The sequence below is a fragment of the Treponema sp. Marseille-Q4132 genome, from assembly GCF_014334835.1.
GTDB classification, from domain to species: Bacteria; Spirochaetota; Spirochaetia; order Treponematales; family Treponemataceae; genus Treponema_D; species Treponema_D paredis.
Genome location: NZ_CP060591.1, coordinates 1,699,820 through 1,724,310, shown reverse-complemented (window position 1 = coordinate 1,724,310; position 24,491 = coordinate 1,699,820). Strand labels below are relative to the sequence as shown.

General features: G+C 50.3%; 23 protein-coding genes. 6 read left to right on the top strand and 17 right to left on the bottom strand.

Annotated features, from left to right (window positions below):
- Positions 1-36: 36 nt before the first annotated feature.
- The 4 genes from H9I35_RS07910 to H9I35_RS07895 form a co-directional block, all read right to left on the bottom strand.
- Positions 37-285: an acyl carrier protein gene (locus tag H9I35_RS07910; RefSeq protein ID WP_016521120.1), complete on the bottom strand. Its 249-nt coding sequence runs from the start codon at positions 283-285 to the stop codon at positions 37-39.
- Between the two features lie 10 nt (positions 286-295).
- Positions 296-553: a phosphopantetheine-binding protein gene (locus H9I35_RS07905; RefSeq protein ID WP_180487334.1), complete on the bottom strand. Its 258-nt coding sequence runs from the start codon at positions 551-553 to the stop codon at positions 296-298.
- A gap of 186 nt (positions 554-739) precedes the next feature.
- Positions 740-1,033: an HPF/RaiA family ribosome-associated protein gene (locus H9I35_RS07900; RefSeq protein WP_187418878.1), complete on the bottom strand. Its 294-nt coding sequence runs from the start codon at positions 1,031-1,033 to the stop codon at positions 740-742.
- 176 nt (positions 1,034-1,209) lie between these two features.
- A complete protein-coding gene (locus tag H9I35_RS07895; protein WP_187418877.1) occupies positions 1,210-1,641 on the bottom strand; it encodes a helix-turn-helix domain-containing protein in 432 nt (143 codons plus the stop codon).
- A gap of 260 nt (positions 1,642-1,901) precedes the next feature.
- Here H9I35_RS07895 and H9I35_RS07890 point away from each other — a divergent pair, with 260 nt between their 5' ends.
- The 5 genes from H9I35_RS07890 to H9I35_RS07870 all read left to right on the top strand — a co-directional run bounded on the left by H9I35_RS07890 (position 1,902) and on the right by H9I35_RS07870 (position 8,648).
- On the top strand, positions 1,902-3,458 hold the full coding sequence (locus tag H9I35_RS07890) for a phytoene desaturase family protein (protein ID WP_187418876.1): 1,557 nt from the start codon (positions 1,902-1,904) through the stop codon (positions 3,456-3,458).
- 131 nt (positions 3,459-3,589) lie between these two features.
- Positions 3,590-5,338, top strand: a complete 1,749-nt coding sequence (gene pheT, locus H9I35_RS07885; protein ID WP_187418875.1) for a phenylalanine--tRNA ligase subunit beta — start codon at positions 3,590-3,592, stop codon at positions 5,336-5,338.
- A 205-nt stretch (positions 5,339-5,543) separates the two neighbouring features.
- Positions 5,544-6,518, top strand: coding sequence for a Bug family tripartite tricarboxylate transporter substrate binding protein (locus H9I35_RS07880; RefSeq protein ID WP_187418874.1), 975 nt, complete (start codon positions 5,544-5,546; stop codon positions 6,516-6,518).
- 96 nt (positions 6,519-6,614) lie between these two features.
- Positions 6,615-7,085 carry a tripartite tricarboxylate transporter TctB family protein gene (locus tag H9I35_RS07875; RefSeq protein ID WP_187418873.1) on the top strand — a complete coding sequence of 157 codons (471 nt, stop codon included), beginning with the start codon at positions 6,615-6,617 and terminating at the stop codon, positions 7,083-7,085.
- A gap of 12 nt (positions 7,086-7,097) precedes the next feature.
- Positions 7,098-8,648 (top strand): tripartite tricarboxylate transporter permease, encoded by a 1,551-nt coding sequence (locus H9I35_RS07870; protein WP_187418872.1) that lies wholly within the window; start codon positions 7,098-7,100, stop codon positions 8,646-8,648.
- Between the two features lie 144 nt (positions 8,649-8,792).
- On the opposite strand, the gene efp is transcribed toward H9I35_RS07870, so the two are convergent.
- The 13 genes from efp to H9I35_RS07805 form a co-directional block, all read right to left on the bottom strand.
- Complete coding sequence (efp, locus tag H9I35_RS07865) at positions 8,793-9,362, bottom strand: elongation factor P (protein WP_016521129.1); 570 nt, start codon at positions 9,360-9,362, stop codon at positions 8,793-8,795.
- 54 nt (positions 9,363-9,416) lie between these two features.
- The gene (earP, locus tag H9I35_RS07860; RefSeq protein ID WP_187418871.1) at positions 9,417-10,550 is read right to left on the bottom strand and encodes an elongation factor P maturation arginine rhamnosyltransferase EarP; all 1,134 of its coding nucleotides are present in this window, start codon (positions 10,548-10,550) and stop codon (positions 9,417-9,419) included.
- Positions 10,551-10,592: 42 nt separating this feature from the next.
- The gene (gene phnD / locus H9I35_RS07855; protein WP_187418870.1) at positions 10,593-11,576 is read right to left on the bottom strand and encodes a phosphate/phosphite/phosphonate ABC transporter substrate-binding protein; all 984 of its coding nucleotides are present in this window, start codon (positions 11,574-11,576) and stop codon (positions 10,593-10,595) included.
- A gap of 38 nt (positions 11,577-11,614) precedes the next feature.
- A complete protein-coding gene (gene phnE / locus H9I35_RS07850; protein WP_187418869.1) occupies positions 11,615-12,430 on the bottom strand; it encodes a phosphonate ABC transporter, permease protein PhnE in 816 nt (271 codons plus the stop codon).
- Positions 12,430-13,233 carry a phosphonate ABC transporter, permease protein PhnE gene (phnE, locus tag H9I35_RS07845; protein WP_187418868.1) on the bottom strand — a complete coding sequence of 268 codons (804 nt, stop codon included), beginning with the start codon at positions 13,231-13,233 and terminating at the stop codon, positions 12,430-12,432. The genes phnE (H9I35_RS07850) and phnE (H9I35_RS07845) overlap by 1 nt, the downstream gene beginning before the upstream one ends.
- Positions 13,230-14,054 (bottom strand): phosphonate ABC transporter ATP-binding protein, encoded by an 825-nt coding sequence (gene phnC / locus H9I35_RS07840; protein WP_187418867.1) that lies wholly within the window; start codon positions 14,052-14,054, stop codon positions 13,230-13,232. The genes phnE (H9I35_RS07845) and phnC overlap by 4 nt, the downstream gene beginning before the upstream one ends.
- Positions 14,051-15,544 carry a phosphohexomutase domain-containing protein gene (locus H9I35_RS07835; RefSeq protein ID WP_187418866.1) on the bottom strand — a complete coding sequence of 498 codons (1,494 nt, stop codon included), beginning with the start codon at positions 15,542-15,544 and terminating at the stop codon, positions 14,051-14,053. The genes phnC and H9I35_RS07835 overlap by 4 nt, the downstream gene beginning before the upstream one ends.
- A 92-nt stretch (positions 15,545-15,636) precedes the next feature.
- Positions 15,637-16,776 (bottom strand): redox-regulated ATPase YchF, encoded by a 1,140-nt coding sequence (gene ychF, locus H9I35_RS07830; protein WP_187418865.1) that lies wholly within the window; start codon positions 16,774-16,776, stop codon positions 15,637-15,639.
- 194 nt (positions 16,777-16,970) lie between these two features.
- A complete protein-coding gene (locus H9I35_RS07825; RefSeq protein ID WP_187418864.1) occupies positions 16,971-18,974 on the bottom strand; it encodes an ABC-F family ATP-binding cassette domain-containing protein in 2,004 nt (667 codons plus the stop codon).
- 11 nt (positions 18,975-18,985) lie between these two features.
- Positions 18,986-20,299 (bottom strand): SH3 domain-containing protein, encoded by a 1,314-nt coding sequence (locus H9I35_RS07820; RefSeq protein WP_187418863.1) that lies wholly within the window; start codon positions 20,297-20,299, stop codon positions 18,986-18,988.
- A gap of 81 nt (positions 20,300-20,380) precedes the next feature.
- Complete coding sequence (locus H9I35_RS07815; protein WP_187418862.1) at positions 20,381-20,905, bottom strand: hypothetical protein; 525 nt, start codon at positions 20,903-20,905, stop codon at positions 20,381-20,383.
- Positions 20,906-20,907: 2 nt separating this feature from the next.
- Entirely contained in the window at positions 20,908-21,468 is a 561-nt protein-coding gene (locus H9I35_RS07810) for an NUDIX hydrolase (RefSeq protein WP_187418861.1), read from the bottom strand.
- A complete protein-coding gene (locus H9I35_RS07805; protein ID WP_187418860.1) occupies positions 21,465-23,936 on the bottom strand; it encodes an ATP-binding cassette domain-containing protein in 2,472 nt (823 codons plus the stop codon). Before H9I35_RS07805 ends, H9I35_RS07810 begins: the two co-directional genes overlap by 4 nt.
- Before the next feature lie 19 nt (positions 23,937-23,955).
- Here H9I35_RS07805 and H9I35_RS07800 point away from each other — a divergent pair, with 19 nt between their 5' ends.
- On the top strand, positions 23,956-24,441 hold the full coding sequence (locus H9I35_RS07800) for a flavodoxin family protein (protein ID WP_187418859.1): 486 nt from the start codon (positions 23,956-23,958) through the stop codon (positions 24,439-24,441).
- Positions 24,442-24,491 lie beyond the last annotated feature (50 nt).

Genomic DNA, 24,491 nt, shown 5'->3' with positions numbered 1-24,491 from the left:
GGCCTGCCGCAAAAGCCTGCCGCATTCGTTTTTACGTTAAGCCTGCTGCGTATACGGATACAGCGCGTCGACGACATCCTGCATCGTCTTTACCGTTTTGAAAATCGCGGGATCGACTTTGCCGGGAATAAAATCCTTCATCTTTACGATCAAGTCGATAGAATCGATGGAATCGAGCTCAAGATCGTCGCCGAGCTTTGCCGTCGGAGTGATTTTATCCTCTTCGATTTCAAATTCTTTGGAAAGAATCGCTTTCAAGTTGTCGAAAATTTCTTCTTTAGTCATACAATTCCTCTTACGCCTTTTCGGCAGCAATATATTCAGCTAATGCATCGACCGATGCAAAATGCTTTTTATTATCAGCGCTTTCAGCGGAAAGCTTTACGCCGAATTTCTTTTTCAACGCTACGCCCAATTCAAGAGCATCGATTGAATCAAGCCCCAGCCCCGTTCCGAAAAGCGGCTCCGCGTCGTCAATATCTTCCGGCTTTACGTCTTCCAGCTGCAACGACGACACAATCACTTCTTTAATTTGTCGTTTTAAATCATCCATAACAATATTATAACCCGATTATTATAAAATTTGTATAATTATAAACAAACATAGAAAAAAAAGCAACAGAACGTCAAGACGCGTATCAAAACGAAAAAACCTGTCTTGAAGCGGGAATACGGTAATAATTGAAATATGAGCGGAAGTCCGGCTGCCGGCACCGCCGCGCCTGCAGCCGAAATCTTGTTATTTTGTGTGGTCCTGGATTTTATCTTTTTCTTTTTTTATCTTCGTATCGAGCGTATCCATAAGTTTGTTGAGGCCGGCATCGAAACTGTAATCTTTGCTTGTTACGTGTCCCTGTGTCCCCCAACGGAAATTGAACGTCGCATCGAATGAATACTCTTTATCGTATTTTACCCGCAAAGTAAAATCGATGATCAAATCTTCGGCATAGGCGATGCGCTTTAACTTTGTGTCGATCATGTCCGACTGTTTTTTTTCAAACTCGAAACCGACTGCCGATACGTTTTTTGTCATGCAGCCCTCCTCTGTACGTGTGTTCGGTGCGCCTGAAACACAGGCCGCGGCGATCGAGCCGCCGTCTATAGTATACAGCGGAATGTGCAAAAAAGCAAAATAAAAATAAGCGCGCAATTTGAGGGCTGTGCCTATAAAGCTCCGTTATAAAAATACTGCCGCGCATATACGGCGTATCAGTGCCGAACGCGGTATATGCGCTTTTCGGAAGTTTTTTTCACTTCCGCATCCGAATTCGTCTCTCCGTCCGAAGCGACGGTAAGAATTAAATCCGTAATCGATTCACGGGTGTTGACGGGGAGTTTTTCAAGGGCATCGATAATGTGTTCGTACCGGCGATAACGCGCGGCATCGTTTTTCGGCAGGGAATTTTTTACTTCGAGAATACGTCCGCTTTTCGATTGCACCGCATCGCGCATAAGCGATTCTATCGGCTCGTTCAAAGCCGATGCTATTTTATATGCCGTTCCGACGGACGGCTGACCTTCTCCTTTATTTTTTCCGTTTGTAATCGTCGAATACGGCACATCCGAAAGCGCGGCAAGCGTTTTTAAATTGATTCCTCTATAATTAATTATCCGGTAAACATTTTTCCAGAATACGTGCATACTACAGGTTTACCACAAAAGATATGGCCGCACGAATTTATTTACCGTATTGCGTCATAATAACGGTTCGAAGTTTTACGTACGATTAAAATCGCTTTGCGGATTACCCGAAAAAGGCATATACGCGTTCAAAGCGCGATTTTTATGCAAGATCAAAAGACAAACGGAATTTTCCCGATGCGACAGCCGTATTTCCTCACGTAAAAATCTAACCGAAACGGCAGCTTGCTCCTCCTCCTTTTTGTCGATATACTCGTTTTATGAAAAAGCAATCCGTTGTTGTCATCGGCGCGGGCATCGCAGGGCTTTCGGCAGCCGTTTATCTACAGCGGTCGGGATTCGACGTAACGATTTATGAACAGCATACGATTCCCGGAGGTCTTTCGACGAGCTGGTCGCGCAAAGGGTATCTTTTCGAAGGGGGCATGCACTGGCTTACCGGTTCGTCCGAAAAGCTCGTTCTGAACCGTGTGTGGAAAGAAATCGGCGCGCTCAAAGAAAACAATCCCGTCCGTTACCGGGAGCCTCTGTATACGCTCATCGACGAAAAAACCGAAATCCGTCTCTACCGCAATATCGATAAAATGCGTAAAGAATTTATCGAAGCCGCACCCGAAGACCGCAAAGCGATCGAAGCGCTCTGCCGCGACATCAAAACGTTTTTGCCGGTACACTTCGTCTTGCGCGACATACCGTGGATAAAAACAAAATCTCCCGTCATTCCGACACTGAAAGAATTGCTTCCCATGGCGCCCGCCGCGATTCCCGCGCTTTACCTCAAAAACGTATCATACGACGACTATCTCTCCCGATTTAAAAACAAAAAACTGCGCGCTTTGCTGCATTCCGTCATAGGTACGAGATTCAACGCGCTCTCGCTTGTCTATACGCTTGCATCGTTCGCTTCAGGCGACTGCGGATACCCCGAAGGCGGTTCGCTGCGTCTCGCACAAAACATCGCCGATACGTTTACTTCGCTCGGAGGAAAAATCGTATACCGTACAAAAGTACTCGGCATCGTAACGGAAGGGCGGCGAATTTCCGGCGTCAAGATCGCGCGTACGAAAGCCGGCGTATCGCCGCATACGGCGGACGGTTTCGCTCCTTCGGCGGAAAGCTCCGAAACGGAAATTATTAAATCGGATTTTGTCCTTGCCGCTTTCGACACGAGACGCGCAGTCGACTCGCTTTTTGCAAAACCGCTTGAAGAGCGATGGGCGAAGCAGATGCGCAAAATCGTAACGACCGAACAAGATATGTTTATCGCCCTCGGCATAAAAGCAGATTTATCGAACAGACCGGCCGGCCCCGTACTTCTGCTCGACGAACCCTTGGAAGCGGCGGGTTTGCACTTTACGGAAATCCGCTTGAACAATTACGCGGGCTATGCGAATCATGCGCCCGAAGGCTGTACCGCACTCACCTGCCTTTTGCTCGGCGGGAGTTACGATTGGTGGAAAGCTCGAAAAGCCGACGGCACATACCGGCAATGCAAAAAAGAAATTATCGATAAATTTATTAAAATAATCGAAAGCCGTTTTCCCGAAACGAAGGACGCGATCGAAGTGACCGATATGGCCACGCCTTTGACCTACGAACGCTATACGGCGAGCTTTGAAGGCAGTTGGATGAGCGTGTGGAAACCCGGAGATCCGATGTTCATACTGCCTGCAAAATCGAAGACGATACGGGGGCTCTACTTTGCAAGCCAGCGTTCGATGATGCCCGGAGGTCTTATAATCGCGGGATGGGCGGGCAGACGCGCAGCGCAGACAATCTGCAAAGATACGCACACCGAATTTGTCGTGCACGATTGAAAAAACCGGCGATATATTTTTTGAACTCGACAGTGATTTGCATGCACGGGATGCGCAAGGCGCGGCATAGTGCGAATTGAATAAATCGATATGATGTTTTATAATAACCGCCGAGAATTGCGAGGATAGAAATGCCTAAAATCGAAGTCAACGAAAAAAGTTTTTTTGCTTTACTCGGAAAAAAATACGATTACGATACGCTTGAAAAAAAATTGCCCTGCGCAAAAGCCGAACTCGACGAAAAACCCGATGCGTCGAAGTCCGAAGATGAGCGCGTTATTAAAATCGAACTCAACGATACAAATCGCCCCGACTTGTGGTCGACGGTCGGCATCGCGCGGCAGCTCTCCCTGCACGACGGAGCGGCGCACGCCGATTATCAAAAATTCATGTCGGCCCCCGATACGATAAAAGATCCGGAAAACCGCGTCGTCACCGTAGACGCCGATCTTGAACACATCCGTCCGTATATCGTCGCCTTTGTGATTTCCGGAAAAGCGATCGACGACGCGATGCTGAAAGATATCATCCAAACGCAGGAAAAACTCGCGTGGAATTTCGGACGCAAACGGAAGACCATTTCGATGGGAGTGTACCGCGTTTCCGACATCGCATTTCCCGTGCATTATAAAGCCGTCGATCCGGACGCAACGTCTTTTGTGCCGCTGCAGTGCACAGAGCCCATGACGTGCCGGCAAATTTTGAGCGACCATCCGAAAGGAAAAGAATACGGCTGGATTTTAAAAGATTTCAAAAAATTTCCGCTGCTCGTCGACGACAAGGGCGAAATCATGTCGATGGCGCCGATCATCAACAGCGCGACGCTCGGTGCGGTACAAGTCGGAGACACGGGCTTAATGGTCGAACTGACCGGCGACGATATGGAAAGCCTTATGCTCGCAGCGAACATCGTCGCATGCGATTTTTTCGAAAGCGGCTACGAAATTCTTCCGATGCGCGTCGATTATCCTTACGAAACGAAATTCGGCAAAACGGTCGTGTGCCCGTATTATTTTCAAGTTCCGACAAAAGCCTATCTTTCGCATATCAACAAAATGCTCGGCTCGTCGTTTACGGCGGACGAAGTGTGCGCCGCGCTCTACCGCATGGGCGATGAAGCGGCTGCAAAAAAAATAACGATCGACGGAAAAGAAGACACGGAGTTTACGCTCTTTCCTCCGCCCTACCGCAACGATTTTTTACACGAAGCCGATGTGATCGAAGACGTTATGATCGGGCGCGATATCGCTTCGTTCGAGCCGCAAAGCCCGAGCGATTTTACGATCGGCAGACTTTTACCGATAACGCAGTTCAGCCGCAAAGCGAAAACGCTTATGGTCGGACTAGGCTATCAGGAGATGATTTTCAACTATGTCGGAAGCCGCCGCGATTACATCGACAATATGCTCATCGACGAATCGACTGTCATCGAAATCGCAAATCCGATGAGCGAAAATTATCAATTTATCAGACCGGAGATAATCTCTTCACTGCTCCGCGCGGAAAGCAAATCGGCGAACGCGCAGTTCCCGCACAAGATTTTCGAAATCGGTAAAGTCGCCTATCTCTGCGGCGAAGAAAATACCGGCACGCGCACACGAACGCACTTGGGCTTTTTAATGGCGGCGGCAAATGCGAACTTCAACGACGCGGCAAGCGAAGTTGCGGCACTCCTGTATTTTCTCGACCATACGTACGAAGTAAAAGAGAGCGCCGACCCGCGCTTTATCGCCGGCCGCCAAGCCGCCGTCATCGTACGCGGTAAAGAAGTCGGCGTCTTCGGCGAAGTCAATCCGCAAGTGCTTGAAAACTGGACCGTTACGGTACCCTGTGTCGCAGGCGAAATCGATTTGGAAGCGCTGATGCGGAGCGATGTATAAACGCAAAAGCGCCTTCCGCTCATTGAAACCGGCCTTCGGCCCGAGTTGTGTCCCCGAATCGACCGGATAGATTTTTAAAATTTACACGCACTCAAAAAAATTGACAAAGCTCAAACTTCGACATATAATGAATAATTATATCAATGACGTGTACGGCCGTGCACGCTAATCATTATATTTTCAATTAAAATTTATGGAGGACAGTATGAAAACAACAAAAAAAATTGCGGCGGGAATCATCGCCGCAAGCGTTTTAATTTCTTCCGCTTTTGCAAAAAAGGGAGGAAAATCTGCGGATTATCCGAAAAAAGGCATTACGGTAATCTGTCCGTGGGGCGCCGGCGGCGGTACGGACGCGATTTTGCGCGCGCTGTGTTCGACTGCGGAAAAGTACCTCGGTACGACGATCACCGTCGAAAATAAAACCGGCGGCGCGGGCGCTATCGGTCATGCTGCGATCAAAAACGCGAGACCGGACGGATATACGGTCGGTATGATAACGTTCGAATTGAATTCGCTGCCGCAGCAGGGTTTGATCGATTTCACGTATGCCGATTTCGATCCTCTTATCCGCGTCAACGCCGATGCTGCGACGCTTACCGTCGGCAAAAACGAACCGTACAATACCGTGCAGGAATTCGTCGACTATTGCAAAGCGCATCCCGGCGAAGTTTCCATCGGAAACTCGGCGCCCGGATCCGTGTGGCACATCGGTGCGGGATTGCTTGCCGATCAGGCCGGTATCAAAGTGAAACATATTCCGTTCGAAGGCGCGGCAGGTGCGGTTACGGCAGTAGCGGGCGGACACATTCAGGCGGTTACGGTATCGCTTGCGGAAGTCAAATCCCAATACGATGCGGGCAATGTAAAAGTGCTCGGCATTATGGCGGCAAAGCGCCCCGAAGCGTACCCCAATGTCAAAACGTTCAAAGAACAGGGATACAATATCGAATATGCGACATGGCGCGGCCTTGCATTGCCGAAAGGCGTCGACCCCGCAATCAAAGCGAAATTGGTAGAAGCGTTTACGAAAGCGGAAAACGATCCTACGTTTATTGCGACTGCAAAAAATCTCAACCAAACGCTCGCATATCAAAATCCCCAAGACTTCGCCGCTTTCTTAAAAAGCAACTATGAAGCGGTTACGAAGACGATGAAATCCATCGGTCTGATCGACTAGTCATACAAAAGTTCAACCGTTAAAAATCGGCCGGCGCTCTGCCGGTCGGTTTCCATTTTATAATAAAGCGGTAGAGTTCAATCCGCTGAGGTTCTTGTGAAAAAAGCCAATATCATATCGGCGGTTATCGGCATAATTGTTTCGGCAGCCGCATTCGGATATACCTTTACTTTCAAACAGTTCAAAAACGTACCTGTAGGACCGGAGTTTTTTCCGCGCGTACTGGCCATAGCACTTTTCATATTCTGTGTACTTTTATTATTAACAAATTTAAAAACTTCCGAAACAAATAATAAATCGGCTCCGACGATGAGTTTGAAAAACCGCGGCATGCAAAAAGCGCTCGCGGGTCTCGCAATCGTCGTCGTATATGCGCTGTTGTGGGAAGTCCTCGGCTTTTTAATAATCACGCCGATCGCAATATTTTTAATGACGCTGCTGCTCGGAAAAAGATCGTACATAAAGATGATCATCGTTGCAGTCGGAGCGACGGCAATCGTCTTTCTCGCATTTAAATATCTGTTGGGCATTCAGATGCCGCTCGGCTTTATGGAAGAGCTGTTTTAAAGGAGTCGAAGTATGGATTTCGGATTAATTGCGTCCAGTTTCGGACAAGTGTTTACGCCTTCCACGCTGCTCTATACGCTTATCGGAGCGACGGGCGGTATTCTCATCGGTGCCATTCCGGGCTTAACCGCGACGATGGGTATCGCGCTGCTCATCCCGTTTACCTACGGTCTCGATTTTATTCCGGGAGTTGCAATGCTGCTCGGTATATTTTGCGGCGGTATGTACGGAGGTTCCATAGCGGCGATCCTCATCCACACTCCGGGCACTCCCGCTGCGGCGGCGACGGTACTCGACGGATACCCGATGGGGCAAAAGGGGGAACCCGGCCGCGCACTGACGATTGCGCTTTTTTCTTCTTTCAGCGGAGGAATCATCGGCGCCCTCGTCATGACGTTTTTGTCGCCGCTCATTTCAAAGATGGCGCTGAAATTCGGACCTGCTGAATTTTTTGCGCTTGCGATGTTCGGTCTGTCGGTCATCATTTCCATCTCCGGAAAATCGCTCATCAAAGGACTCATCACCGCAGCTTTCGGACTTTTGATCGGAACAGTCGGTATGGATAAAACCTGTGCGTACTTGCGTTTTTTTAAACTGCAGGGCTTTTACGACGGCATTCCGTTTATTCCGGCTCTCATCGGTTTATTTGCAATCAGCGAAGTCATTGCAAACTTCGAACATCTGCTGCAAAGCACACAGGAAAATAAAGCGCGCGTAAAAACGGCATCCGCATCGAATCCCGTTTTGCGCTATTTAAAATCCGTTATCGGAAATATTTTACCCGAAAAACGCGACGTAAAAACGATTTTGCCGCACATTTTCAAAGGCAGTCTTATCGGCACTTTTATCGGCGCGATCCCCGGAGCGGGCGGCGATATCGCGGCGTTCGTTTCATACAGCGAAGCAAAACGCAGCAGTAAGCATCCCGAACTTTTCGGTCACGGCGCACCCGAAGGAATTGCCGCAGCCGAATCCGCAAATAACGGATGTTCAGGCGGCGCCATGATCCCGATGCTTTCGCTCGGCGTTCCCGGCGACTCGAACACGGCAGTGCTCATGGGCGCTTTTATCATGCACGGTTTCCAGCCCGGTCCGATGATGTTCGTCGAGCACCTGAATATCGTATACGCGGTATTCGGCGCAATGCTTGCGGCAAATCTGGCGTTCCTCATCGTAGGTATGCTCGGCGTCAATCTTTTTTCGAAAATCATTTCGGTTGAAAAATATTTTTTAATTCCGTGCATACTCGTTCTGTCGCTCGTAGGTGCATACGCAATCAACCAAAGCATGTTCGACGTATATTTTGCGATCGTCATGGGCGTTATCGGATATCTTTTACAAAAATACGATTTCCCGCTTTCACCGATTTTGCTTGCGCTTATTTTAGGACCTATGAGCGAATCGAACATCAGACGCTATATGCAGATCGTCGACGGAAAATTCACTACGATTTTTTCCCGTCCCATCTGTATCGTATTCTTCCTGCTTGCGCTCGTTTCGCTTATTACCGCATTTTACAATCAGCGGAAAATCGCGCGAAGAGAAACGGAAAAATCCGAATAACCGCGGCGGACATTCGACTGCGATCCTGCAGCCGCCGCTACAAAAAAACTGCCGGCGTATGTCGGCAGTTTTTTTTCGTTTGCAATATAAAATTAATAATCCGATTCGGGAGAATTGCCGCAAACGGCGAATGATCCGCGTAAATCAGTCTTTCGCACGCTCGACAAAAGAGCCGTCGCGCGTATCGATGACGATGCGTTCGCCTTCGTTGCAAAAAAGCGGAACGTTCACTTCAATGCCCGTATCGACCGTCGCAGGCTTAAACGTTTTACCGCTCGTGTTGCCTTTTACGCCCGGCTCACAGTACGTGATCGTGCGGGTAACGTTGACCGGAAGTTTGACGCCGACCGGCTTTCCTTCATAAAAAGTAATGGATATATCGATGTCATCGTCGGGAGAAAGATAGCCCGCGTTGTCGCCCAAATCTTCTTTTGTCATTTCGAGCTGCTCGTAGGTTTCCTGATCCATAAACACGTACGTATCGCCTTCGATATAGGAAAGCTTCATCGTTTTTTCATCGAGATCGACTTCGTCGAATTTTTCGCCCGCATCGAGACCGAGATCCTGCGTCTGTCCCGTAACGATATTTTTTACGCGCAGCTTTGTGACCATACCGCCGCGGCCCGATTTTTGACCGAGCATACGCTGTACCATGAGCGGATTGTTTTCATACATAAACGCAGAACCGACTTTGATTTCCGATGTTGTAACCATATTTCTACCTTCTATAAATTAATAAGATTTGGCAAAATTGAAAAGTGTATATGATTATAATGCAAAATGCCGCAAATAATCAAGCAGGCTGCGGGCAAAGTCGCCGTTTGCAATAAGCGCGGATGCAAATGCGGTAAAATATTTTTTTATCCGATCGGAAGCTTCCAAAAAGGCAAAGAGCGCTTTTTCCGTATCGCAAAAAGCCGCGCCGGAAACATTGTACAATTTCCACGCATTTTCGACGATGGCAAAATCCTCAGGCGGAAAAAAAACTTTTATGCGATGCAAAAGCGCTTCGACTTTTACGAGTTGATAATCGTCTTCCTGCGGATAGGCCTGCCATACAAAGGGAATACCCGAAAGGCACGCGCGCGAAAGCGAATCTTCCCCGCGTATAAAAAGCGCGTCCATAGTATAGAGCATATCATCCCATTCGCTTTGCGCTAAAAACGGAAGCCGTTCCGCGGCAAAATGCGCATTCGAATCCGCGTATGTTTTCATAAATGCATCCTGACCCTGTCCCGCAGCGGCGTAGGCACAAAGCTTACAGCGCTCGTCCGAGTTTCGCTTTTCCGCTTCAAATGCACAAAGGGCGCGTACGACGGGAGCGTAATCACGGACATAGCCGAATATCAAAACCGAAAATTCATCGGGATTTTTTTTTGCCGGCGCACAAGAAGACTTCCGGTCGAGGATGAGCCCTCCCGTCTTTGAAGTAAAGCCCGGCATAAAATTGACTTTTTGTACGCGCGACGAACGCGTGAGCGATTTGAGGCAGTGAAATTCTTCGGCATAATCTTCGGCCGTAAGGTAGTCGATATTGACGACGTGAACGACTGCGGTATTTTTTTTGTCGAATAAAAGCGCTTCAAGCCATTCGGGATAGGGGCATTGAAAACACTGCAAAACGATTTTCGGCATCGCTTCCGAAAAAGAAGCGCTATAGGCATCCGCCGCGTTCCAATCGAAAACCGTCCAATTTCCGTACCGCTGCACCGCCGCATGAGAATCGATTCCGGGCGCAAGCAAAGCGAAAGACGCGAGATCATCGATGACGAATCGAATGCGTATACTGCCGTCGAGCGCCGAAAGAGCGCGCGCCAGACGATATGCGAATCCGACGTCGCCGTAGTTATCGACGACTTTACAGAGAATTGCGATATCGAGCGGGCGCGTTTTATCCGTCATATATGCCGGGCGATACAGGATGCAATCGCTTCCATGCCTTTTTTATTCTCCGAGCAGTTCGGCAACTTTTTGGCTGCCTTCGCGGATATCGCGGAGAATCTTAAAATCTTTTACGTAATCGACGGCGATAAAGCGGTCGTCTTCGGGCCACGTCTCTTTGAGCTTCGAACCTTCCCAATTATACGAAAGGAATGCGTCGCGGACGGCATCGCGGAGAGAGGGTTTAAGCCGATACGAAACACCCCACGCGGTCGGCGGGAAAATTTCCGACTGATATACGACTTTGCCCCAAGTCTTAATATCGGGCACTCTTTTGCCGGCGATCATGCGCTGCATGACCGTATCCGCAATCGCACCGGCATCGTAGTCGTGATTGTATACGCCGGTGATCGAGTTATCGTGTTTGCCGGAAAAGGAGACGAGGTAATCTTTATTCGGCAGGAGTTTGAAATTCTGATACAAAATCGCGCGCGGCGCACTGTATCCCGAATTCGAACTTTCCGAAACGAATGCAACGTTTTTGCCTTTCAGGTCGCCTATTTTATTGATGCCGGAACCGTTATATGTGACGATAGCCATGCGGTACCCGACAAAACCGTTTGCCGTTCCCATGACGGCGAGCGGAACAAATCCGCCGGTATTCACCGCATCCTGCACCGTACCCGCAGCGAAACCGGATACGTGAAGACGGCCGGCGCGCATCGCTTCGATCTGCGTCGCATAATTCGTAACCGCAAACCATTTGACTTTTTTGCCGGTTTTTTGCGAAAGATATTTTTGAAAATCGACGAATACTTCTTCGTATACGGCGGGATCTTCGACGGGTGCATAGGCAAAGATCAGCGTATCGGGATCTTCCCACTGAGAGGGATCTTCCGGAGTATCGGCGATCATGTCGCCGTTTTTATCGACGTACATCGAATCGAGTTCGCCGTACTTGTCCCCGCCTTTTTCCTGCGAGCCGAGCGCCGACGCGAACGAAACGCAGATACCGGCGACTATAAAAGCGGTTAATATTTTTTTCATTTTATACCTCCTACAGTAATGAAAAACAAATTGATCTGTCACGAAATGGCTTTTCGTATTTTAACGGAAACCCATTCCGCCGCTATGACGGTAATAAATATTATTATTAAAATCGAAAGCACTCGATTCCACGCCAATTTATTGATTGCGGAATTCATCAAAAGCCCTATACCGCCTCCGCCGACAATACCGATGATCGTCGATTCGCGGATATTGTTTTCCCAGCGATAGATCGAAGTACCGATAAACGGCGGCATTATCTGCGGCAGGTAACCGTAAAAAAACACTTGCATTTTCGACGCTCCGGTTGCGGTAACCGCTTCGATCGGCTCCGGATCGATTTCCTCGATCGCTTCGTATGTCAATTTCGAAACCATGCCGAGCGAGCGGATTGCAATCGCGAGGATACTCGCCAAAAGTCCCGGCCCTATCACTTGCACGAGGATGAGCGCCCAAATCATGCTGTTGACGGAGCGAGAGGCGACGATAATGCACAGCACGGCAAAACGCACCGCTTTGTTCGGCGACGTATTTTTCGCGGCAAGAAAACCGAGGAAAAACGAAAGGATGACCGCGATACCGGTGCCGAATATCGAAATCGTAATCGTATCCCACAGCGCCGGAAGAATTTTTCCGAAATAGCGGACATCGGGCGGAAACATGCGCGAAAAGAAATCTTTGATTTGCTTCGGCGCGTCGAATACGAAACTCCACGTCGTATGTTTGCCGACATACGTACATGAAACAGCCAAAATCGCGAGCGCCAAAATCCAATAGCCCGCAGCTATAAACCGCTCTTGAGCGGTTTTCGGTTTCCAGATCCTGTTATTCTGTATATCACGGGAAAACGGCATCAGACAATCCTCCTTCGGATAGCGCTCGAAATATATTCGGTGATCAAAACCAAAATAATAATGACGAGTAAAATCGCTCCGGCCGTATTGAAATCGTAGCGCCCCATAGCGGTGTCGAGCACCGCTCCGATGCCGCCCGCGCCGACAATGCCTATAACGGTCGACTGCCGGAAACTGATATCCGCACGATAGATCGACAGACCTATAAAACGCGTCGACACTTGCGGCCACACACCGTACACAACGGTTTGCAGCCAATTGGCTCCCGTTGCGCGAACCGCTTCAAGCTGTTCCGTATTTATATTTTCGATATCTTCCGCAAGCAGTTTTCCGATAAAACCGATGCTGTTTATCATCAGCGTGAGTACGCCGGCAAAAGGACCGTACCCGTACATAATGACGAACAAAATGGACAGGACGACGACATGAAGCGCACGAATTATCATCAACAAGATGCGGCAAATGACATACACCCATTTAGGCACGAGATTGCGCGACGCGCCGAGCGCAAGCGGGACGGCGAGGAACATGCTGAAAAACGACGCGGCCGCCGTCATCGCAAGGCTTTCGAGCGTTCCTTCGATGATATATTTTCCGCGAGATATAAAATCGGGATGGAAAAAACCGGAAAATAATTTACCGATCCTGCCTGCACCCATCGCGATGCGGCGCGGATCCACTTTTATATCTTTACCAGAGAGGATCAAATATGCGATCACTAAAACCCAAACACCGTAACGCAAGACGGCGTTGGCAATCATCGGCTTTTTTCTCCACACCGTTTTGGAAAGCTCTCCGCTCATTCGTTGCCTCCGAGTGAAAATATATCCGCGTCGTCTCCCGTATCCGCAGCTTCCGTTTCTTTATTTTTTTTCGTGATATTCCAATCTTCTTCGCCGTAGATCATATTCAAAACGGAAACGTCGATTTTATCGCTCGTACCGTCGAACACGATCTTTCCCGCCTGCAAACCGACGATGCGTTCGCAAAACTGCCGGGCAAGGATGACATCGTGAATGTTAATGATACACGAAATATTTTGTTCCTTTACGAGACCGAGAATCAGGCGCATGACTTGCCGCGAAGTTTTCGGATCGAGACTTGCCGTCGGTTCATCGACCAAAAGCAGATCGGGTTTTTGAATAAGCGCACGCGCAATGCCGACGCGCTGGCGCTGACCGCCGGAAAGCTGATCGGCTCTGCTGTCTACATATTCGCCGAGACCGACGCGGTCGAGCAGATCGAATGCCGTCTGTATGGTAGCCGGAGGAAAACGGCGGAGCGCGCTTGCCCAAAAACCGGTGTAGCCGAGCTGTCCCGATAAAACGTTTTCCATAACGGTCAATCTGTCGACGAGGGCATACTCTTGAAATATCATGCCGATTTTTCTTCTCGCAAAACGAAGGTCGCGTCCGTTGAGCGAACAGATATTTTTTCCGTTGACAACAATCTCGCCGGATGTCGGCTCGATCAGTCTGTTGATGCAGCGGATAAGCGTACTCTTTCCCGCACCCGACGGTCCGATAAGCGCAAGCACTTCATTGTCCCGTACGGAAAGCGAAACGTCTTTAAGCGCTTCCTGCCCCGACGGATATCGTTTTACCAAATTTTTAATTTCAATCATACATCGCTCCTGTGTAATTTTTTTTGCGCCGCTTCGTTTATCGCCGCAACAGCTGATTGCAATTCATCGGCATCGGAAGACGTCACCATCCAGCGGGCAACGCCTTTTTCGCTTTGGCTCGCGCGCTGTGCGATCCAGCACCACTTATCTCCGTCCCAATCGCGTTTTAACAATGTCGTGCCGAGCGGAGAACCGTCTTCGAGCGTTTTAAGCGGCACATATCCTCTTTCCGTAAAAAAATTTTCGGTCGCGGAAAGTGCATCGTCCCGGTCTTTTTCATCCGCATAGGTATAGCCCCATTCGCGTTCGCGAAGCACGCTGTTTTGACGCGCGACGAGAGCTTCGAATTCCGTTTTTGCGCTTTTCCAGCGTTTCAAAAACAGCAGGCAGAAAAGCAGCGTACTTTCCATCGGAACCGTGTTTTCGCCGTTCGGAAAATTGAGATAATAATGCGCGGTCTCTTCAACGGCGGCGATCGCTTTTTTTTGCAATAAAATATCTTTTATCTGCGAATGCCCGTTCGGAACGAGCAGCGGATTGTTGCCGCCGCTTTTCAGTTCCGCGTGAACGACGGGAGACGCCTTCGAGTCTATTCCGATCCGCGCTTCCCCCGTATGCGGTACGATCGACGTAAGCACGGAAGACAAAAAAGTCATAATCACCGAAGGCGAAATCTCCGTACCGTCGCCGCCTCTCGTATCAACGCGGTCGCCGTCGCCGTCGAACAGAAAGCAAAAATCGACCGACGAGGGATGCGCGCGTATGTAGTCGAGCGTACCTTTTATATTCTCTTTAATAATGGGATTCGGCGCACCGCTCGGAAAATTGCCGTCTGGAACCACGTTTCGCGGAACGCATGAAATGCCCGCATAGCGGAAGGCCCGCATCACTTCGCTTCCCGCGCTGCCCGATAAAAAATCGGCGACGACGGATATACCGGAAAGTTCGTCTTTTCCGATCCGTGCCAAATCCAAACAGGCGCGTACGTATGCGTCGCCGTCGTCGATGACCGTAACGCTGCCGCCCTCTTTTGCAGGAACGGTTTTTCCTTTTAAAAACGCATCGCGGACGGCTACAAGTCCGCCTTCCGGCCCGACGTTTTCGGCGATGGGTCTCACATTCGGTCCGACCGTTTTTTGTCCGGTATAATTTTTCGGATTGTGCGAAGCCGTATACATGATCCCCGCACAGCTCGGGCGCTGCATACAGCTGAAATAAAACTGACACGTCGAAACGGGCAGCACGTTCGTATACACGCGAAATCCCAATGCGGAAAAAGTATCGATCGCGAGCTGCAAAAAGTGCTCGCCTTTTTTGCGCGTATCCCGGCACAAAACGATTTCGTCGGTGCCGAGGCATTCTCTGAAATACCACGCCTGCGCATTGTACAGACGGGACGCCGTTTCATCGCTCAGCTGTTCGGCATCAATTCTGACATCGAAGGCATGAAACAGTTCATGTGCGATTTTCTCAAGTGCATTGTCGTCCATATTTTCTCCAATAAATTTTTTACAGGAAGTCGAAACCTGCGGCCGTTTTTTATTAAATTATTAATATTTAATTTTAAGATTATCAATAATTATTATTTTCCGGCAGTATTGAATTTAATAAACAATACGTCGCCGTCCTGTACGACGTAATCTTTTCCCTCAATACGGTATTTTCCCGCTTCTTTGATTTTCGCTTCGGAACCGTAGGTACGCAAGTCATCGATCGAATACGCTTCTGCTTTGATAAAGCCTTTTTCAAAATCCGTATGTATGACGCCCGCCGCTTTCGGAGCGGTGTCTCCTGCGCGGATCGTCCATGCGTGACAGTCGTCGCTTCCCGCAGTAAAAAAAGTGCGCAGCCCCATGAGCTTATACGCCGTCCGCGCAAGATTTGCAAGTGCCGATTCTTTGAGACCGGCGGCTTCCATAAATTCTTTGCGGTCGTTTTCGTCTTTGATTTCCGCCAAATCGGATTCGAACTTTCCGCAGATGACGACGGTCTCCGCGTTTTCTTCGGCGGCGATTTTTTTTACCGCTTCAACGTAGTCGTTCGTACCCGCAGCGATCGCGTCTTCGGAAACGTTGCAGACGTAAAACGTCGGCTTCATCGTAAGTAAAAACATATCGCTCACGGCCGCCTTTTCTTCCGGCGTCAGCTGAGCGAGCCGCGCGCATTTTCCCGCTTCAAGCAGCGGTTTGATTTTTGCGACCGCGCTCGTCCAATGCGCATATTTTTTTTCTTCCTCTTTTCCGAGCGCGCGGCTCGCCTTCGTCACTTTTTCCTGCCGCTTTCTTATCGTATCCAAGTCGGCAAACGCGAGCTCCATATCGATCGTTTCGATATCGCCTTTCGGGTCGATCGGCACGACGGTATTCGCATTTTCGCGGACGTGCATGATATCGGCATCGTCAAAGCAGCGCACGACGTGGGCGATACACGCCGTCTCCCGGATATTCGCCAAAAATTGATTGCCGAGGCCCTCGCCCTGAGCCGCGCCTTTAATAAGGCCCGCGATATCGACGATTTTTACCGACGTCGGCGTAATCTTTTTCGGCTCAAAGACGCTTGCGAGAAATGCGAGGCGCTCGTCCGGTAAATCGACAATGCCGACGTTGGGATCTATCGTACAAAACGGGAAATTTTCCGCAGCGGCGGGAGCTGCCGTCAGCGCCGTAAAGATCGTAGACTTGCCGACATTCGGCAGCCCGACGATTCCGCAATCAAGTGACATGATTCCTCCGTAAAAACATGCAAAGAAATTGCACTGTAAAATCAAGTGTCCAGTATATATGATTTGTCGGCGCTGAACAAGGCAAAAACCATTTATCGTAAAGACAAATAAATCAACTATCTCCGACCTGAGGGCATCGGGTATGTCTTTTTTATTTGCGGATTATATCAGTTCGAACAACTATCCGGATATCGTCAGCTTTGCGTTTTTAATCGTTCGGCGCTTTCGGCGGCCGCCTCCCATTCTTCTGCGAGTAAGGTAAGACGCGCTTCCGTATCCGCAAGACGCGTTTGCACGACGCGCGATTTTTCTCCCGACGCATATACTTCCGGCTTTGCAAGCTCGTTTTCACATTCGGTCTTTTGCGCTTCGAGCGCGGCGATTTCCGCTTCGAGTCGTTCGACTTCGCGTTCAAGTTTGCGCTGTTCGGCTTTCCTTTTTTTCGCTTCTTCCCACGAAAGCTGTCCTCCCGCAAGCACATCGTTCATACCGGAGGGATTTCCGCTCATCCCCGATCCGGCAGCACGAGAGACGGCATGCCCTTTTCCGTCGGCCGAAGATGAAAAAGGCATGCCGGCGACCGTTCCGTTTTTTTCAGCTTCGATGCGCTCAAGGTAATACGCATAATCGCCCGGAAAAATGCGGAAGCGTCCCGCTTCGAGAGCGAGCACGCGCGTCGAAAGCCCTTCGATAAAACCGCGGTCATGGCTCACGAATACGACGGTACCGCCGAAATCTTTGAGCGCCTGCATGAGTACGTCTTTCGAATGCATGTCGAGGTGATTCGTCGGTTCGTCGAGTACGAGAAAATTGACCGGCTCGAGCAAAAGCTTTAAGAGTGCGATGCGGTTTTTCTCCCCGCCGGAGAGCACGTCGAGGCTTTTAAATACATCGTCTCCTCGAAACAAAAACGCGCCGAGCATGTCGCGCACTTTCGGAACCATTTCAAGGGGAGAGACACTTTCGATATAATCGATGATGCTTTCGCTGCCGGAAATTTTTTCCGAACTGTCCTGCGAAAAATAGCCCGTGCGCACGCCGCTCCCGAATACGAGCTCGCCTGAAAAAGAAGTGTCTTCCCCCGCGATGATCCGAAGGAGCGTCGATTTACCCGCTCCGTTATGCCCTGCGACCACGAGCCGATCCCCGTTTTCGATCGTCACGTCGAGCTTATCGAGCACATTGTGTTCTCCGTCATAGCTTTTCGTCACGCCGTTTATGCGGAGCACGACCTTTCCCGCATGAGGAGCGGGCGGAAAAGTAAAGCGGATTTTTTTCATCGATTCGGGGATCTCTATGCGCTGTATTTTATCGAGCTGCTTTTGCCGCTCCTGCGCTTGAGATGCCTTTGTCGCTTTTGCGCCGAAGCGCCTGATAAATTCTTCGAGATGACGGATTTCCTTTTGCTGCTGTTCGTAAGAGGCGATGAGCGTTTTCAATTCCGTTTTGCGCACCGCTTCGTAGTGCGTAAAATTTCCCGGATAGCGTTTGAGCTCGCCGCCGAAAAGTTCGTACACATCGGTAACGCTGACATCGAGAAAATAGCGGTCGTGACTGACGAGTAAAAACCCGCCTTTGAACGACTGTAAAAACCGCTCGAGCCAAGTACGCGCTTCTATGTCGAGGTAATTCGTCGGCTCGTCGAGGAGGAGTATGTCGGGATTTTGCATGAGCACTTTTGCAAGGGCGATCCGCATCTGCCAGCCGCCCGAAAACGCTTCCGTCCGTTTGGCAAAATCTTCGCGTGAAAAACCGAGCCCCGAAAGCACCGCTTCCGCCTGCGCCCCTCTCCTATGCCAGCCGCTTTCGTCGAGCGCAGCAATGAGAGAAGCTTGACGCTCGGCGAGGTCGCCTGCGTTCTCCGGGTGCAGCGAAAGCTCATCGCCTATCCTGTCGATTTCCGCCTGCATATCGTAGCCGAATTGAAATGCGGTATCCGCTTCTTCAAGCAGCGTACGTCCCGCGTGCGTGAGCCCCGACTGCGGCAAGTAGCCGATGCGCGCATCCTTTTGCACGACTCTCGTTCCGCTGTCGCAGGGGATGAGACCGGCCATCACTTTGATAAGCGTCGATTTTCCTTCCCCGTTCGCTCCCGTAAGAGCGGCTTTGGTACCCGACTGCAGATTGATCGAAACGTTTTTTAATATGTCGCGGTCGCCGAACGCGAGCGATACTTTTGAAAACTGAACGAAAGCCATGACAAGCGCTGCTAATTTTTTTCGAAAAAGATGACGAGCGGACTTGCTCCCCGCCGCACAAGGGTATTGCCTTCGAAGCGCGCTTCGGCCGCATCCTCAAGACGTATGCCGTTCGATTCGATTTTATACAAAAAATTCACTTTGGCTTTCATACCTTCAAAGGAAAACGAAAGCACACCGTCGTACTGCGGCGAAAGCGACGCATCGATAAAATAATCGATTCCGACCGTACCGCCGCCCTTCGCGCTTTCGGCGATGAGAGACGGAACGAGCCTTCGGTTGCCCCGCCACGTAAAGGAGCCGTCGCGTTTAAGGGAAAGCTGTCCGTATGCGGCGCTTTTAAAATTCGGTCCCGCCGCTGCTATGCGGGCATATTCGGCACCGCGCCGCTCTTTTTCTTCGGCAACGAGGGCGGTTATATCGATATCGTCTCCGAGTGCGATAAAATTATAATCGCGCGGACGGCCGGCATCGTCGGCGCAGGTGACGGCGATATAATTGTCCCTAACGGAAACCTTTACGGGAGTATCGGTAAAGGTATATTCGCCGTCGGCGGTTTTCGTCGCCGCTCCGTATTCCCACGAACCGTAGCGTTCGGGAAGATTCAGCGACACTTTTTGATTTTCGGCATCGACCGTAAAGCAATAAGCTGCATTCATGCGACTCGGATCGATTCTCTTTTCGCGTATCATGGAGCGGTAATAATCGGGATACCATATCGTCCCGGCGAGCTTTTCAAAAGCATCGTCTTTTTCTTCTTCTCCGCTCCCCGCACCCGGCGCGGCTTCTCCTCCCTTTTGCATTTCGAAGAGTTCGAGGTTATATGAAAAACACCAGCCCTGCGTACCGCTCGACGTCAAAACGCGAAGCCAATTTCCTTCAAGCGCATCGGATCCGGTCATAACCGCCTGTCCCTCTCCCTTATACAAAATCTTAATAATTTCGCCTTTTCTGAGACGGTACACTTGTCTTGCAGTGTTAACCGGTTCCGCTCTGATCGGAAGCCCGTCGAGCTTTACCGATGCATAGCGGTGAAGGAATTCCGCATATCGGAGCTTTGTCTTTTTCGTTTCGCGGCGGGAAGCGGGCGTCGTAATCTGCCACAGCGGAATATCGAAACGATCTTTCGAATCGGGCGCAGATACGGCATAGGTATGAGATATATTTGAACGGATATACACGGGAAGGATATCGCCGTCCCGGAGATCTCTCTCGGGGATATCCCACAGCAGCATGCCGTATCCCATAAAACGGGAACAGGATGCGAGCGCAAAGGAAATCGCGCAGATCGCAATCAAACCGTATTTTTTCGTCAAACAAATCATAGAACACAGCATAGCACAGCACGGTAAAAAAGTCATCGGTAAAAGAAATGCTTTTGCGCAGGGATTTTCGGCACTCGATTTTTATACCATGCCGCGCTTTAATTGCGGGCAGCATTCGAATATCGCTTTCAATACGGCATCCCGTTCGCCTTCATCGGCATAGGTGATGCGCCGCATCCCTTTTCCGCGGACTTCCAATTCCGCGATGCACTCTCCCCGTATTTCGCCCGTTTCCGAGCCTTTTTTTGCGCCGGAGATATGCGTAAACAAAATAACTTCACCTTCCGTTACGATGCCGTTTTCATATACGCCCGACGAACGCAGCGTCGAAGCTTCGCGGACGGCGATTTCCGTCGCAAGCAATGCGACTGCGCAGAGCATCCACTTAAAATAAAATCGCAGATCGACGAAGGCGCTGAAAAGCATGATAAAGGGAGCGCACACGATGATGCTCGCAGAAAATTTGGCGGAGCGCGGCCGAACCGAAAGCACGCATTTTCCCGCACGCTTTAAAATCAATTTTTTCCGCAGAAAAATCGTTAAAACGAGCAGCGCGTACAAAACCGCCGACGCGGCGTACACGGTCTTCGTTATCGTTGTGTCCATTTTTACCGACGCCTCCTTTTGAGCCACACGCCGAGCGCACGGCACGAATTTTCAAATGCGAGCGGAACGGCGGCAAGCTCGGCGTCGTTCGTAATCCGCACAGACGCAAAGCTTTCGACTTCGCTTTTTTGCGCACGGAGATTTTTTATCAACGCATCGATCGTTTCGATGCCGCGCGGAAGAGATGCGTGATAAAATACGTCGCAGGTTTTATACAAAATGCGTTTATATTCGTACGTGTTCGGAAACGAACACAGGTATTGCACCCGCCGTATTTCCAAAGCGGCTTCTTCCCTGCATTCGCGAAAAGCCGCTTCGTCGGCGCTTTCATCCGGATCGATAAAACCGCCGGGCAGCGCGAAAAATCCCCTGCGCGGTTCTTTTGCCCTTTTTTCAAGCAGTACATTCCCTTCCCCGTCGGCGACGATAACGCACACGGCTGCGGCGACGTTGTGATACAGCGTAAAATCGCAGTCGGGACAAAACCATTTTTTATTGTCGGCAAAATCGATATTTTTTCCGCCGCACATGGGGCACAAATTAAAATTATTGTTGCAGTTCATGAAAAACACCTTTCGGTCAGCGCATCCGCGAGTGCTTCCGATCTCCGTATCGTCTGCAGGACAAGCGGCACGAAAAGCGGAATGAGCGAACGCACGCGGCCGAAAAACCCTTTCGCATCTCTGAGCCCGCCGCGGATGAGCTGCGTTTTAATAATTTCGGACGCTTCGTCCAAAAGCAGGGGCATAAAGCGAAAAACGATTTCGGTTATTATGATAAGGTATCGCACGGGAATATGAAACACGGCAAGCGGTTTTAACAAAACCGAAAGACCGTCGACGATATCGTATTCCGGCGTCGTGTATGAAAACGAAAGTATGCACGCGATCGCTCCTTCGGTACGGATAAGCGTCGTAAGACAAAGCAAAAGCTTCGACGGCGTGACGGTAAAATATCGATAAGAGAGAAACATCCGTTCGCCTTCAAGCGGCGGATAAAAAATCATTTGAAAGATACAAAAAAACAGCAAGAGCGGAATCGTCTTTACGAGCGATAAAAAAAGGCGCCGTTTCGGATACTTTGCCGAAAACGCGTAGATGAGCGAAAGCAAAAACATACACGCGCATAACGAAAGCGGACGAACGGCAAGCGTTGCGGCAAAGAGCGCGATAAAAACGATGAATTTTACTACGGGCGGAAGCTTCGCTATGATGCCGCCGTGTTTTTTGACGTTCCCCGTATTCGCCGAAGCTGAACGGATCGAATTTAATAATTTCGCTCCTTCAAGCGGCGGCTGTACCGTATCGGGAAGCGTATGCCGTTTCATCTGCGCGTCGAAGCCTGTGGCATCATCAGCACTGGATTTTCCCTTTTTAATAATTTTCCCGACGCTCGATGAAGGTGCGTTACTTCGAACGAAAAAAAGCTCGCCGTCCCGAACGGATATCTCTTCGTCGGCAAAATCCGCTTCGTCCGGGCGGTGCGTGCTGAACAGCACCGTATGTCCCGCAACGGCGAGCGCACGAAGGAGCGCCATCGTCTTTGCACGGGAAGGGCCGTCGAGCCCCGCAGTCGGTTCGTCGAAGAGGAGCACCGGAGCGTCGAGCGCGATGATCCCCGCAACGGCAAGCCGCCGTTTTTCGCCGCCCGAAAGTTCGGCCGTCTGCCGCTCGGCGTATTCGGCGTACGGAATGCCCGCTTCATCCATCGAGCGCTTTACAAGCGAAACGAGCGCTTTTCCCCGAACTCCGCGGTTTTTCGGACCGAAAGCAACGTCGTCTGCGGCAAAGCGTTCGAAAAGGGCGGCGTCGCTGTTTTGCCTGCACAAAGCGGGACGAGAATCGCAACGGATTTCGCCGCAAGACGGAGCGAGTAAACCTGCCGCCATTTCCAGCAGCGTCGATTTACCGCTCCCCGAAACGCCGGTGAGTGCGGTGAGCGAGCCTTTTGCAAGCGAAAAATTGATATTGTTAAAGATGACGTTTTCACCGTAAGAAAAACCGACATTGCAAAAGGCGAGAGAGGCTTCGGACTTTTTTACGGCATGTGCCGCATACGCTTCCGCTGCGGAGTCGCACGCAACAGTCCGACGCGCGGCTTCTTTTAGCGATGATGCATTCACCGCTGCGGTATCGGGCACATTCGACACGGCGGAAAAGTCTGTCGCTTTTTTATTATTCTTTTTAAAGACGGAGTGTACGATTTTTTCTCCCGTAATACGTTCGCACAATTCGGTATCGGTAAAAAAATCATCCGTCGTTCCCGAATATACGACCTTCCCCTTTTCCATCGCGATGACATCCTGCGCTTTTCGAATCGCATCCGTATCATGCGTGATGTGGACGACCGTACGCCCCTTTCGAACCCAATACGAAAGAAAGGCAAAGATATCGTTTCGCGAATCGGGGTCGAGCATGGAAAGCGCTTCATCGAGTATGATCACGTCCGGATCGATTGCGATGATACCGGCGAGCGCTTCTTTTTGCGTTTGCCCGAGAGACAGCGTCACGGACGGCGAAGAGGCTTTGTGAAGCAAACCGACGACGGTAAGCGATTCGATCGTGCGGAGCTCGATTTCATCGGGTGAGAGGGCGAGGTTTTGCGGGCCGAAAGCCGTATCGCGGAAAACGACACTGCAGATGATTTGATCTTTCGGCGATTGAAACACGAGAGCCGATCGGACGCCGCTTGCATACGAAACTTCGCCGCTCTCGGCGTCGAGGAGACCGCACAAAATCCGCGCGAGCGTACTCTTTCCGCTTCCGTTCAATCCGACAACGGCCGTGTACGAACCGCACTCGAGCGAAAATTCGACATCGCTGACGGCCGGCATACTTTGCTGCGGATAAGTGTAGCTTACGTGATCGACGGAAAGAACTCGCATCGCATTCATCATATCCGAAACGGCGGAAAAAGCCAATTCGCACATTTGACGCGCACGGCATTTTTTTGCACGTTTACCGATTGCACATACGTCGGTTCGTATCTTGCCGAACACGCATTCGATGCGGCATTTGACTGACAGACGCATTCGCGGTATTGTTATCGGTATGGAAGATACGGTAATCATATATTATTCGCTCGACGGAAATACCGACCATGTCGCCCGGTGCATTGCGGAAAAAACGGGCGCAAAGCTCGTACGGCTTGAAACGAAAAGGGCGTATCCGCGTAAAGGGTTCAAAAAATTTTTTATCGGAGGACGCGACGCTCTCTTCGGCGCACGACCCGAATTGAAAGCTTCTTTTCCCGATCTTGCGCCTTTCGGCAACATCGTCATCGGCACTCCCGTTTGGGCAAGCCGTCCTTCTCCGGCAATCAATACTTTTTTGCGGCGCGCAAAGCTTGACGGAAAACGCATCGCGCTCTTTGCGTGTTCGGGCGGGGGACAAGCGAAAACCTGTCTCGATAAAATGGAGGCACTCCTCACGGGCAATGAGATCCTCTGCCGTGCATCCTTTGTGAACCCTGCCTTCAAAAGAGGAAAAACGATCGACGACGCAATCGACGAGATCATCTCCGCTCTGTCCGATTGAAGTTTTAAGCGCAGTTTCACGCGGAAAAATACCGCATAAAAAAGCGGATT